11 protein-coding genes are annotated in these 13719 nt (G+C 47.7%); 9 read left to right on the forward strand and 2 right to left on the reverse strand.

What is annotated here, in order from left to right:
• The 3 genes from K8U60_RS07335 (at position 1) to K8U60_RS07345 (ending at position 5289) form a co-directional block, all read left to right on the forward strand.
• Complete coding sequence (locus K8U60_RS07335; protein ID WP_223636488.1) at positions 1-840, forward strand: sugar ABC transporter permease; 840 nt, start codon at positions 1-3, stop codon at positions 838-840.
• Between the two features lie 40 nt (positions 841-880).
• Positions 881-2941 (forward strand): beta-galactosidase, encoded by a 2061-nt coding sequence (locus K8U60_RS07340; protein WP_317851917.1) that lies wholly within the window; start codon positions 881-883, stop codon positions 2939-2941.
• Between the two features lie 365 nt (positions 2942-3306).
• Positions 3307-5289, forward strand: a complete 1983-nt coding sequence (locus K8U60_RS07345; protein ID WP_223636491.1) for a glycosyl hydrolase 53 family protein — start codon at positions 3307-3309, stop codon at positions 5287-5289.
• Between the two features lie 103 nt (positions 5290-5392).
• Here K8U60_RS07345 and K8U60_RS07350 read toward each other — a convergent pair whose 3' ends face one another.
• Positions 5393-6211 carry an aldo/keto reductase gene (locus K8U60_RS07350; RefSeq protein WP_223636494.1) on the reverse strand — a complete coding sequence of 273 codons (819 nt, stop codon included), beginning with the start codon at positions 6209-6211 and terminating at the stop codon, positions 5393-5395.
• A gap of 169 nt (positions 6212-6380) precedes the next feature.
• On the opposite strand from K8U60_RS07350, the gene K8U60_RS07355 reads away from it, so the two are divergent.
• The 4 genes from K8U60_RS07355 (at position 6381) to K8U60_RS07370 (ending at position 9388) form a co-directional block, all read left to right on the forward strand.
• Positions 6381-6650: a hypothetical protein gene (locus K8U60_RS07355; RefSeq protein ID WP_223636497.1), complete on the forward strand. Its 270-nt coding sequence runs from the start codon at positions 6381-6383 to the stop codon at positions 6648-6650.
• Between the two features lie 14 nt (positions 6651-6664).
• Positions 6665-6976 carry a TIGR04104 family putative zinc finger protein gene (locus K8U60_RS07360; RefSeq protein WP_223636500.1) on the forward strand — a complete coding sequence of 104 codons (312 nt, stop codon included), beginning with the start codon at positions 6665-6667 and terminating at the stop codon, positions 6974-6976.
• A 257-nt stretch (positions 6977-7233) separates the two neighbouring features.
• The gene (locus K8U60_RS07365) at positions 7234-8166 is read left to right on the forward strand and encodes an ABC transporter ATP-binding protein (RefSeq protein WP_223636503.1); all 933 of its coding nucleotides are present in this window, start codon (positions 7234-7236) and stop codon (positions 8164-8166) included.
• Positions 8159-9388, forward strand: coding sequence for an ABC transporter permease (locus tag K8U60_RS07370; protein WP_223636506.1), 1230 nt, complete (start codon positions 8159-8161; stop codon positions 9386-9388). Before K8U60_RS07365 ends, K8U60_RS07370 begins: the two co-directional genes overlap by 8 nt.
• Before the next feature lie 104 nt (positions 9389-9492).
• Here K8U60_RS07370 and abc-f read toward each other — a convergent pair whose 3' ends face one another.
• Positions 9493-11127 (reverse strand): ribosomal protection-like ABC-F family protein, encoded by a 1635-nt coding sequence (gene abc-f, locus K8U60_RS07375; RefSeq protein ID WP_223636509.1) that lies wholly within the window; start codon positions 11125-11127, stop codon positions 9493-9495.
• 353 nt (positions 11128-11480) lie between these two features.
• On the opposite strand from abc-f, the gene K8U60_RS07380 reads away from it, so the two are divergent.
• Together K8U60_RS07380 and K8U60_RS07385 are read left to right on the forward strand one after the other, a co-directional pair.
• Positions 11481-12551, forward strand: a complete 1071-nt coding sequence (locus K8U60_RS07380) for an aldo/keto reductase (RefSeq protein WP_223636512.1) — start codon at positions 11481-11483, stop codon at positions 12549-12551.
• Between the two features lie 207 nt (positions 12552-12758).
• On the forward strand, positions 12759-13691 hold the full coding sequence (locus K8U60_RS07385; protein WP_411730354.1) for a formylglycine-generating enzyme family protein: 933 nt from the start codon (positions 12759-12761) through the stop codon (positions 13689-13691).
• Positions 13692-13719: the final 28 nt, after the last annotated feature.

Genomic DNA, 13719 nt, shown 5'->3' on the forward strand with positions numbered 1-13719 from the left:
ATGAATAAAGCAAAATTTTTCCGTCTCCTGATTTCACATGCGATTTTGATCTTTATGGTGGTCATCATCATCTATCCGCTGCTCTGGACCGTGGGTGCCAGCTTTAATCCGGGCAACAGCCTGATCAGCACAACCATGATTCCTCAAAACCCGACATTGGACCATTACCGGGAACTGTTCGCGGGAAGCGAAAGCCTCCAATACGTTCAGTGGTATTTAAATTCTTTGAAAATCAGTATTTTTACCATGATTGGTGCAGTAATCTGTGTTTCCTTTACCGCCTACGCCTTTTCACGGTTCCGTTTTAAAGGAAGGCAGAACGCATTGACGCTGTTTTTGCTGCTGCAGATGATTCCCCAGTTCTCTGCGTTGATTGCGCTTTTCGTTTTAGCGCAGATTCTTGGAATGATGAACAGTCACTGGCTATTGATCCTGCTATATATCGGCGGATTGATTCCGTTGAATACGTATTTGATGAAAGGCTATATGGATTCTATTCCGATGGATCTGGATGAAAGCGCAAAAATCGACGGCGCAAGTAATACACGGATTTTTCTGCAGATCATCATGCCTTTATCCAAACCGATGATTGCAGTAGTGGCAATGACCGGATTTACGGGGCCGCTTGGAGACTTTATCCTGGCATCAACGATTTTACGTTCACCAGAGTACTATACCTTGCCGATCGGCCTATATAACTTGGTGAATGATGTCATGGGCGCAAGCTTTACGACCTTTGCGGCGGGCGCCATTTTGATTAGCATACCGATTGCCATCATATTCCTCCTGCTGCAAAAGAACTTTGTCTCAGGTTTGACGGCAGGCGGAACAAAAGGCTGACAGCAAAAACTGCAGCACCTGGAAATGGAAGGAGAACATTATGCCTAAAAACAAAAAAACCTATACCACGGCGGCTGATTTCATGCTTCACGGTGGAGACTACAACCCTGACCAATGGTTAGACCATCCGAAAATTTTGAAGGAAGATCTGAAATTGATGAAGCTTTCAGGCAGCAATACGTTTTCGCTGGGAATCTTTTCCTGGAGCACGCTTGAACCACAAGAAGGCGAATACCATTTTGAATGGTTGGATAGCATCATCGAAAACATCCACAGCAGCGGCGGCCGCGTCATCCTGGCGACGCCGAGCGGAGCGCGTCCAGCCTGGATGTCGCAAAAATATCCAGAAGTACTGCGGGTTGATGGCTCGCGCGTCCAACAATTGCATGGAGGCCGGCATAACCATTGCTTTACTTCACCGGTCTACCGCAAAAAAACGGCCAAGATCAACCGGATGCTAGCGGAGCGCTACGGCAAGCATCCCGCTTTGCTCATGTGGCATATTTCCAATGAGTACGGCGGCGAATGCCACTGTGACAGATGCCAGGATGCTTTCAGAAGCTGGCTGAAGGAAAAATACGCAGACGATTTGAAGGCTTTGAATGATTCCTGGTGGGGGCCGTTCTGGAGCCATACCTTCAGTGGCTGGTCCCAAATCGAATCACCGTCTCCAATTGGTGAAAACATGGTCCACGGTCTGAACTTGGATTGGAAGCGCTTTGTGACAGATCAGACAATCGCTTTCTTTGAAAATGAAGTGACAGCGATCAGAGAGTTGACACCAGAAATCCCGATAACCACCAATTTCATGGCGGACACCCACGATTTGATTCCTTTCCAGAGCTTGGATTACAGCAAGTTTGCCAAGCACTTGGATGTCATCAGCTGGGATGCATACCCGGCATGGCATAATGATTGGGAAACAACTGCGAATCTGGCAATGAAAGTCGGCTTTATCAATGATTTGTACCGCAGTTTGAAACAACAGCCGTTCCTTTTGATGGAGTCTACGCCAAGCGCCGTCAACTGGCATAAGGTCAACAAAGCCAAGAGACCGGGCATGCACCTGCTGTCTTCAATGCAGATGGTTGCGCATGGCTCGGACAGCATCCTGTATTTTCAGTGGCGGAAATCTCGCGGTTCTTCGGAGAAATTCCATGGCGCGGTCGTTGATCATGACAATAGCACAGAAAACCGCGTCTTTAAGGAAGTGTCCAAAGTTGGTGCGACTTTAGGGAAACTATCCCAAGTGGTCGGAACCAATCGCCCGGCAGAAGTCGCCATCCTTTACGACTGGGAAAACAACTGGGCGCTCGACCACGCCCAAGGCTACGGAGCAGAAACAAAGTCCTATCCGCAAACTTTGCAGGAGCATTACCGGCCATTCTGGGAAAAGGATATCCCAGTCGATGTCATTACAAAAGAACAGGATTTTTCAGGCTATAAATTACTCATTGTGCCGATGTTGTACTTAGTGAGCGAAGAAACGATCGCCCGGCTAAAGCGTTTTGTGGCAGACGGCGGCACCGTGGTGATGACCTATATCAGCGGAATCGTCAACGAGTATGACCTAACGTATTTAGGCGGTTGGCATCAGGACCTGCAGGATGTATTCGGCATCAACCCGGTTGAAACCGATACGCTGTATCCAAGCGACACGAATACGGTCCATTATGGCGGGCGGTCCTATGAACTGACGGACTACGCGACAGTTTTGGAAAATCATTCAGCTCACGTCGTCGGGACTTACGAACAGGATTTTTATGCAGAGTCTCCGGCAGTAACAAGCAACCGCTATGAAAAAGGGCAAGCTTATTACATTGGAGCCCGTTTAGAAGAGCAGTTCCATCGCGATTTCTATCAAGGGTTAATCAGTGACTTGTCGCTCCAACCGGTATTCCCGGTTGCACACGGTCCTGGCGTTTCAGTCCAAGTGCGCCAAGATGTAGGCCAAGACTATGCATTCGTCATGAATTTTACCGAGCAGGAGCAAATCGTTTCAATCGATGCGGCAGCTAAAGACTTGGTGAGCGGCGAGGATCTGTTGGGTGAGCTGACATTGGCGAAGTATGAAGTGAGGATTTTGACTGTAAATGGCTAAGAGGAAGATTCTTTTTTAGTGAAAAATACATTTGGATAGCAAAAGAGGTTGCTTGGACAGTATTCATGAGAGTTTGGACAGTATATCCAATTATTTGGAAACTGCCAAGCTGATTTCTCCAATAATGTTCATGGGGCACTAACTTTTAGAGAAATAATTTTGCTGTTTTGCTTCAAAGCTAAATGTTTCATCTAAGCGATAGATAGAACATAGTACTACAACCCCACTTATATAAACGTCTCTGGCACCCGCTCTAAATAGGCAATCTATTGAACGGGTGCTTTTTAGTAAGTTCCAACTGTTCCTGGTTATAAAAGGGTTCTCAAAATCCTTTTTGACAATAAATTAAAGGATGTGGAAAGAGGATGACAAAGAGTAGAAAATGGAAAGCAATGCTTGCGGCTGCATCTGCAGCTGCCATGGTCATAAGTTCTATCGGTTTGAACAACGCCCCCGCAATGGCCGCAGAACCGGTAGAGACAGATATCTTCGTCGAACGGATTCCAGGAATCGATGAAGATTTTATTAAGGGTGTAGATGTGTCCAGCATTCTTGCTCTGGAAGACAGTGGAGTGAAATTCTACGATGAAGCCGGAAAAAAGCAGGACATCTTCAAGACATTAGAGCAATCCGGTGTCAATTATATTCGCGTGCGCATTTGGAATGATCCATACGATTTGAAAGGAAATGGATATGGAGGCGGCAACAACGATGTGGAGAAAGCCATTGAGATTGGTAAACGCGCCACTGCCAATGGCATGCAGGTGCTGGTGGATTTCCATTACTCTGATTTCTGGGCAGACCCTGCCAAACAGCAGGCACCAAAAGCCTGGGCAAACCTGAATTTTGAAGACAAGAAAAAAGCGCTCCATGATTTTACTGAAGACAGTGTCCAAGCAATGCTTGATGAAGGCATTGACATCGGCATGGTACAGATCGGAAATGAAACAAATGGTGCCATGGCTGGAGAAAAAGATTGGAAGAAGATGAGCCAACTATTTAATGAAGGGAGCCGGGCGGTCAGAGAGCTTGATCCCAATATTTTGGTCGCGCTGCATTTCACCAATCCCGAAACAACTGGAAGATATACATCGATCGCTAGAACCCTTGAAGACAATCAGGTAGATTACGATGTTTTTGCCAGCTCCTATTATCCGTTCTGGCACGGTACCTTAACGAATTTGTCATCTGTCCTTAAAAATGTAGCGGAAACGTACGGCAAAAAAGTGATGGTGGCGGAAACTTCCTATGCCTATACGGCAGAAGATGGAGATGGCCACGGAAACACCGCGCCGAAAAGTTCCGGCCAAACCTTAGACTATCCAATAACGGTCCAAGGACAGGCGTATGCTGTCAGAGATGTGGCGGCAGCCGTGGCAAAAATAGGGGATGCGGGCCTCGGTGTGTTCTACTGGGAACCGGCTTGGATTCCGGTAGCGTCCGACAAAAAATTGAAGAAAAGCAAAATGATCTGGGAAAAATACGGTTCCGGCTGGGCAACAAGCTATGCTGCAGAATACGACTCTGAAGACGCCGGCGAATGGTATGGCGGCAGCGCAGTCGATAATCAGGCCCTGTTCGACTTTTACGGCCGTCCGTTGCCGTCCTTGAACGTTTTTAAGTACTTGGAAACGGGAGCAGTAGCTCCATTAAAAATTGATGAGGTAAAAGATCTCTTCATCTCTGCTGTTGCAGGAGGCACAATTATGCTGCCTGAAACAGTGACTGTTACTTACAATGACAGAAGCGAAGGATCAGCTCTCGTCACATGGGACGAAGAAGCACTGGAGCAGGCCATCAACAACGGCGCAGGCAATTACGAGATTAATGGAGAACTGGAAGACGGTCATGCAGTCAAAGCGAATCTGCAAATCAGTCCGGAAAATTTTGTGAAGAACTTCGGATTTGAAAGCAACGACCGAAGCATGTGGGATATCACCCACCGGAACGGTTCCGCACCTCACACGAGCTACCAAAACAAAGCATCGGATGCCAAAACCGGAAACTATTCGCTGCATTTCTATTCAGCGGAATCAGTCGATTTCCAGGTTGAGCAGACTATTACGGGCTTGGAACCTGGATTCTATAAGCTTTCTGCTTTTGTGCAAGGCGGAAATGCCGAAAACTCCGAGATGTACATTTACGCTGAAACAGCAGGCGGGCGTTACACGATGGATACCGCTGTAAACGGTTGGGCCAACTGGAGTCAGCCGGAACTAGACGGAATCCTTGTCCAAGAAGGAACGGTGACGATTGGCGGCAGCGTGAAAGCGGATGGGGGCGCCTGGGGAAGTTTGGATGACTTTTCCTTGTACCGGAGTCAAGATCCTGAGAAAGTTAATCAATAAGATGGAAAGAACAAGCTGATTTCACGAATAATCGGCATGGCCACTAGATTTCCAAGAAACATTTCATATGAAAATGAAAAAAACCGCCCGTGGGCGGTTTTTGTTATTTAGCACGAACATCTTCAAAAGTATCCAGCTTTTGGACATCTACTGGAGAAATAGTGAACTCCAATTGGCTGTTTTCGATGATGCGTTCTTCATTTGTTGATTTCGGAAGCGGCAATGTGCCGTGCTCCAGGCAATATCGGATACATAATTGTGCAGGTGTTACCTCATACTTGGCAGCCAACTCTTTGATGTCAGGGTTGTTTAAAATCTGTCCTGTTGCAAGAGGTGAATATGCCTCCACAACGATGTTGTGCTTTTTGCAGAACTCCAATAGGCTCGCTTGATCGCGGCCGATATAGAATGGTATCTGGTTGGCCATCGGCACGATGTCGCAATTATCCAGAAGTGCCTGGATATCCTTTTCTGAGAAATTGGAAACGCCGATTGCCCGAATCTTACCGTCTCTATATAGCTTCTCCATCGCTTTCCATGATTCGATATTGCCTTCTGTACAGTCTTTGCCTATTTCGTCCCAAGGCCATGGCGCATGAATCAAATAAAGATCCAGGTAATCAACGCCAAGGTTCGAAATCGTTTCTTCAAAAGCTTCAAGTGTCACGTCATAGCCTTTGATTTGCGCCGGGAGCTTACTGGTGATAAAGATCTTTTCCCGGGAAATAGTAAAATCCTTAATCGCTTTGCCGACGTTTTCCTCGTTCTGGTAGGCTAAAGCCGTATCGATATGTGTATAGCCGTTTTCCAAAGCAGTCGTCACTGCAGCGTAGGCTTCTTCGTTCGGAATCTGCCAAGTACCGAATCCGATATCGGGAATTTTAACCCCATTGTGGAATGTGAAAAACTTGTCGTTTGCCATAGAAAAATTTCCTCCCCTTTGCTTATCGCTCCTTCCTATTGTACGTCTTTTCGGATAGAGGGGTCCAGAATTGGGGAAGCTCTAAATCACAAAAGATTCGAAATGCGAAACTTTATATAGCCCAAACCGTAAATAAAGATACAGCTATAAATAAAGGGGGTGGCCGATCTTGTGGCCAGCGATATTAACTGCACTGGTGCTCATCGCATTGGGTGTTTCAATCAATAAAATCATCAGGAAAAGGAAAGCATCTTCTGCCACGGATCTGAAAAGCTTGGGAACATCCATCTGTTTCTTTTTAATCGCCATCGTCAACATACTGGCATATTGGTTCGATATTATCGGAATCATCTCGATGTCCCTGACAATCTTGTTATTGATCACCGGAGCTTACTTCAGCCGTTACCTGCAGACAGATCACGAAACTTATCCACGGTAAAGGAGCGTGTACATATGCCAAACTGTGAAAATTGCGGACGGCAATGGAAATGGAAGACCATTGTCCTGAACACCCTCAAATTCACCAATAAAGTAAATTGCCCGTACTGCGGAAAAGCGCAATACATCGTGCCGAAGTCAAGAAAACAAAATGCCCTCTTCAGCTTTTTGCCGGCATTTCTTATTATTGTGGTGACATTAATTTTTGATTTGGAAGTACTGGGTACTTTCTTGTTAGTACCAGCTTTAATTTTTATATTTTTAGGGATATACCCATTCCTTACAAAACTTTCAAACGAAGACGAAGCTAGTATAGGAGAGCGCTAAACGGCATTTTTTTTAAAACGGACACCCCAACCATCCAAGCAAACGCTACTGGCTCGATCAATTCTGATGGTCCGGTCTCTGGAGAAGTGTCAGGGGACCCCAGGCAGGTCGTGTCGAATAATTTGGCTGCCGCAGAACGTTACGAGAATATCCGTATAATCGACCATGCCGCATTGGATCTGGAGGAAATTATCGACATATTACTCAAGTAAGCAGAACGCAGGAACCTGATTTCGAAGAAGAAAGGATGAGAACAAGTGGAGACGATGCTGGCTGTAGAAAATTTAGGGAAGTCTTTCAAAGATAAGAAAATTGTCTCGAATATTTCATTTGAAGTGAAAAAAGGGGAGATCATGGCGCTTCTCGGCCCAAACGGAGCAGGGAAATCGACGACAATCCGCAACATCATGGGCATTATGTATCCCGATGAAGGGAGCATCACATTCCAGAGCAACCCTAAAAAAGGAATCCCGCGCAATAAAATCGGCTATTTGCCGGAAGAACGCGGGTTGTACAAAAACGTCAAAGTCATGGACATCCTGCTGTATTTGGCGGAACTGAAAGATTATCCGCTGGACCGCGCGAAAGAACGGGCGCTTGAGCTGCTGAAGAAATTTGATTTGGAAGGGAAAGACAAGGTGTCGGTGGAAGAATTGTCAAAAGGCATGGGGCAGAAAGTCCAGTTTATCGCCGCGATTCTTCATGAACCGGAACTGTTGATCCTTGATGAACCTTTTTCCGGCTTAGATCCCGTCAGCCAGGAATTGTTCAAAAACGAAATCCGCGGCTTGGCGCAAAACGGCACAGCGATTTTGCTGTCATCGCATCAAATGAACCTGGTCGAAGAAATGGCCGATCGGCTGTTTTTGATCCACCGCGGGACAAAAGTGATTTACGGACCGCTCGATGACGTAAAGAAACAATACGCCAATTTCAAATGCACCATCCACGGCGTGAACGAACGGAGTTTATTGGAAAGCCTGCCGGAGGTCGAACGGGTAGAGCAAAATGAAGAAACAGCCGTGCTGTATTTGTCTAAAGATGTGGAGCCGGCTTCATGGCTGAAAAATCTGCCAGTACAGCTGGATGTCCAGGAATTATCCATCGACCGGATTTCCTTGCATGAAATCTTCATCGACATCGCAACAGATAAAAATCTCTTGAAGAGAGAGGAGAGTTTGGATGCGTAACACGAAGAAAGTCGCCAAATGGGAAATCAAACGGAATATGAAAAACAAGACGTTCCTGATTGGCTTGTTTATATCGCCTATTCTGTTTCTGGCATTTTACCTCATTCCCGACCTGTTCAATAACTCGGATGAGGACGCAGTGTCGACGACGGTATTCGTCAATGACCAGCTTGGTGTCTATGAAAACCTGGAAATGACAGTCGATCAAGCAGGAGCCGAATGGGAACTGCAACCGACCGATAGTTCGGAGGAAAGAGCCGAAGAGGCGCTTGAATCCGAAGAGAACACTGCATACGTCTTTATCGATGAGCGGGCATTCGAAGGCGGCGTCTTGCCGGTTTACCAAAGCGAGGAAATCAGCCCTGTTTTTATCAATGAAGTGCAGCTGCTGGGTGCTCCTTTGCAGGCGATGCAAATCGAAGAGCTCGGCTTGACGCCTGAAGAAGCAAGCGTCATTGCCCGAGGCGTCGTGTTTGAAGATGCTTCTGCCGCCGCAAATGCAGAAACCGAAATGGGCACAGGAATGGATGAAGACTTGATGAAACGCATGGTGCCGGGGATATTCGCGGCAGCCGTCTTGCTGTCGATCGTCTTTACAGGCATGGCGATCTTCCAAAGTGCTTCTCAGGAGAAAAAAGACAAAATCGCTGAAATCATCTTGTCGTCACTGACTCCGAGTGAATTGATGCAAGGCAAGATTATCGGGTATTTCGTGCTTGGCATCATTCAGGTGCTTGTGTTTATCGTACTGGTGCTGCCGGTTCTTGTGTGGAAAATCGATGTTCCTATACTTGAGTATTTGTTCGTGCCGGAACTGGCTTTGCTGCTGTTCATTGCGATACTGGGCTACTTGTTGTTTGCCGCTCTTTTTGTCGGCATCGGAGCAACGATGGCGGACATTTCGACTGCTGGAAACTTCCAGGGAATGATTATGATGCTGCCGTTTACCGCTTTGATTTTCGTTGGTCCGGTTTTCAGTGACCCAAGCGGCATTTGGGCGCAAATTGGCTCGTATATTCCATTCACTTCGCCAGCGATATTGATTCTCCGGTTGACGCTCTTGGAAGAGTGGCCGTGGATTGAAATCATCATTGCGCTGGCTATCCTGATTGTCAGTGTCTGGGTCTTCATGAAGCTGGCAGGGAAAATATTTAAAATCGGTATTTTAATGTATGGGAAAAATGCAACACCGGGCGAAATCTGGAGATGGATCCGCGCCTAAAAATGCATATCATCACTTGAAAAAGGGCCGCTCCTGAAAGTTACAGGAGCGGCCCTTTTTGCGTACACATTGGCAAGGTCTATCGGCTTTCTTTCAGGTATTATTCAGGATTTCAGCCTGTTGATCTCCTGCGTCAGTTCACTGAACCGCCGGTCAAGCTCGGCATATTGCGGATCTTTCGTAATCATAAAACTCAATTTCCCCAGTACTTCCTGGCGCTCCGTCTCAAGCCGCATCAGCAATTCTTCAGTTTCGTCCCGTTCCGGAGCGGGTGCATCGAGTTGCTTCTCGATCCGGCGGTCCGCGATGACCAGTTTGCTGGTGGTGGTTTTCTCCCGGAACGCCTGGTCATGGGAGACGACAAGCATTGTGCCCGTGTATTGCGCCAAAGTCTCCTCGAGCTGCTCGCGTGACGGCAAGTCGAGGTGGTTGGTCGGCTCATCAAGAATCAGCGCGTCCCGCTCCTCCAGGATATAGACCATCAGCTTGCACTTGATGCGTTCCCCCATGCTCATGGCGCCGATCGGCTCTTTCCACTGCTCCGCTGTAAAGCCAAGATGCTTCATCAAGTTCTGGACTTTGCCGCGCGCTTCGAAGGTTTCCTTATAGAACAGCTCGCCCGGTGTTTTCTCAAGCGGCAGGTCAAACACTTCCTGCGTCAAGTAGCCGATGCTCGCAGAAGGGGACATCCAAACATTGCCGTCTGCAGGTTCCAGCCCGAGCAGGATTTTCAGTAACGTCGTTTTGCCGCTGCCATTTGCACCTTCGATGGCCACTTTTTCCCCATGCAAAATGGTGAAATCCGCTTTTTCAAACAGCAGATTGCCCCCATATGCCTTCGACAGCTCTTTCACTTCAAGAAAACGTTTGCCTGTTTTATGCGTGGCTTTCATGGAGAAAGCGACTTCGTATTCAGGCTCGAGGGGCTCCGCGTTGATTTTATCCAGCTCTTTTTCCAGCCGCTTCTGCTTGGATTTGACTTGTTTGTCCATGCGTTTCGCTTTCAGGCGGTAATGTTCTTTATAACCTTCCTGCTTGGTTGATTCAGCGTGCGCTTTATGCGACCAGGAAGTCAGTTCGTCCATCTGCGCTTCGATGCGCTCGACCATCTTTTGCTGCTTGTCGTATTCCCGTTGCTGGGTCAACCGTTTCTGCTGCCGCGCGTCTATATAGCTGGAGTAATTGCCGCTGTGCTCGATCAGTTTCTGATTTTCGAGCGACCAGATTTTGGTCGCAACCGCGTCCAGGAAGTGGCGGTTATGCGACACCAGGATAATGGTCCCCGGGTATTTGCGGAGCTGCGCTTTCAACAGCTCGATGCTGCTACTGTCCAAATGATTGGTCGGCTCGTCCAGCAACAACAGGTGGGCATTTTTCGAGAGGCCTGCAGAAAGCCGGGCCTTCAGTTTTTCGCCGCCGCTGAGGAGCGGAAAGTCATGCATCGGTACCTGCCATTGTTTCAGCAAAGCGCTTTCTGAAGAAGAGACCTCGCTGAATGCATGTGTTTCCGTTTCCTGTTCCACAAAAACAGTTTCGATATTCGGCTGGAGCCAGTCGAGCTGTCCGCTTGTGGGAATCAATTCACCGGCGATCAAGCGCAGCAACGTCGATTTACCGGCTCCATTCTTGCCGATGATGCCGATCACTTCGCCTTGCCGGACACTTGCATGGACCTCTTCAAAAATTACCGTATCCAGTATTTCATAACGCACATTCTGCAATTTCAGCAGTTCTTTCATCCAATCAATCCCTTCAGGAGAGGGAGAATAAAAAAATCCTCCCAAATAAATTTGGAAGGATTAGCCGTATCGTGCCCGTTCTAAATAAGCCATCCATGTACAATGGCTCGACAGTTTTTCAAGATGTGGGCAGACTAATCCTATTTTGCGTAAGTTGAAATTTAAAATTCCAGTCGCTAAAACAAGATTAGTTGCGCATCGTCCACCCATCAGCCTTTCTGTCGTTTGATAAGGCCAGTATAGCATAGCGGTAAATCCATTTCCAATCATCAAAGGGCTGTTTTGTACAGGCTGCCAACGGGTAAGCTAAGACTATCTTGTTTTTAAAAAATACAGTGTATCAGGAGGCCATCATGGAATATATCTATTTAGGAAATTCAGGTTTGCGTGTTCCGAAATACATACTCGGAACTGTTCCTTTCAGCGGAACAAATGGTTTTGAAGCAGCTGGAGATATTGACGAGAATCTGGCACGCCGCATGATCGACATGTCACTGGAAGCCGGCATCAATATGTTCGATACCGCCAACCTCTATTCAAAAGGAGATGCGGAAAAAGTATTGGGATCGGCCATCAAAGGGCGCCGGGACGAAGTTCTGCTGACATCAAAAACAGGCTTTCCTCTGGGAGAAAACCCTAACGCAAGGGGAGCTTCGCGAAGCAATATCCTGACATCCATCGACCAGTCGCTGGAGCGCTTGGGAACAGACTACCTTGATGTCTATTTCGTTCACCTGTGGGACGGGCAGACGCCGGTCGAAGAAACCGTGGAAGCGATGACCAGCCTCGTGAAGTCCGGCAAAATCCGCCATTGGGGCGTGTCGAATTACAGCGGTTGGGCGCTTGCCCGCACGTTTTCCGTCGCGGAGCAAGCGGGCTTTATCCCGCCGATCACCCAGCAGATCTACTACACACCAGAAGCGAGAGAAGCAGAATATGAATTGCTTCCGGCCGGCAGTGAACTTGGCATCGGTTCGATGATCTGGAGTCCGCTCGGCGAGGGCTTACTGAACGGCAAAATCGGACGCAATAAACAGGCGCCGCCAAACACGCGCCAAGGTGCGGGATGGCCGGAGCCATGGGTGCAAGATCAGGAGCGGCTGTACCAGGTCATCGATGCACTGGAAGAAGTCGCGGCCAACCATAACGCATCGGTTCCGCAGATCGCTTATTCGTGGGTCCGGGACCGTCCGAACGTTGGGCCAATCGTCATCGCGGCCCGCAACGAAGAGCAGCTGAAAGAAAACATTGCTTCCTTTGAGATCAAATTGACTCAAGAAGAGCACGACCTGATTGAATCTGCCGCTCGCCCTGTGCCGATCTACCCGAACTGGCACCGCACCATGAGCTCGTTCGACATGAGCAGTCCGTCCGAAAAGACGTATTTGGAAGGGTATAAGAAGTCGATGGGGGTAAAGGAATAAGTGACAATGATTTAGACAAGGTAAACGCCTCGAAAACAGCACTGGTTTCGAGGCGTTTTAGTGTTTGTTTATCTCTTCAATCATTTTTTCTATCAACCAAAAGAAGAGGCTATAGCTCGCCTTAAATTAACTTTCAATTCAGACTAATAGCGTTTACAATTTTAATTGACTGATGGCTGGAACAAAGGGGGGAATCTCGTGGGCAAGATGGCAAAAGCTTGTTGTTCGCCAAGCAAGCCGCAGCAACCGAAAGAAATCAATCGTGCCATGGAGACCGAGCCTTCTGAGCAGTGCAGCAAAAAAAATCGCTTTAAGGAAAAGATGGTTTTCATTAACGGTGGAACTTTTTTGATGGGTACAGAAAGTGGAGAGGGGCATCCTGCCGACTTTGAAGGTCCGATAAGTGAGCAGCGGGTAGAGCCGTTTTATATGGACAGCACCGTAGTGACAAATGAAGAATTCATGCAATTCATTAAGGAAACCGGTTATCAGACGGAAGCTGAAATATTCGGCTGGTCTTTTGTTTTTTACCAGTTTATAGCTCCTGACATTAAAACAGCAGTGAGGCAAGTAGCGAATACCCCATGGTGGTACGCCGTAGAAGGAGCTTACTGGTTTCAGCCGGAAGGACCCGGAAGCAGTATAGAGAAACGGATGGATCATCCGGTCGTCCATGTTTCATGGAAAGATGCTAACGCATACTGCGAGTGGGCAGGAAAGCGGCTGCCTACTGAAATTGAATGGGAATACGCGGCACGTGGGGGATTGGAGCAAAAACGTTATCCATGGGGAGATGACTTGACTCCGGATAACGAACATCTTTGTAATATTTGGCAAGGAACGTTTCCGACTTTCAACACTGCTGAAGACGGATTTATAGGGACTGCGCCAGCCTCTTCTTTTCCACCGAACGGATTCGGTCTCTTTAATATGTCCGGCAATGTGTGGGAATGGTGTTCGAACGCATTTGCGGAACTGCCGAATTTGGAAGCGGATCAAGATATGGACAAAACCATGCGGGGCGGCTCCTACCTGTGCCACGATTCATATTGCAATAGGCATCGTGTAGCCGCGCGGTCCTCTAATACCAGTGACAGTTCGGCAGGCAATATAGGCTTCAGGTGTGTGGCCAGCATTTAGGGAGACGGAAATCATCCAATAGAATCCA

The sequence above is a fragment of the Planococcus circulans genome (assembly GCF_020023385.1).
Classification (GTDB): domain Bacteria; phylum Bacillota; class Bacilli; order Bacillales_A; family Planococcaceae; genus Planococcus.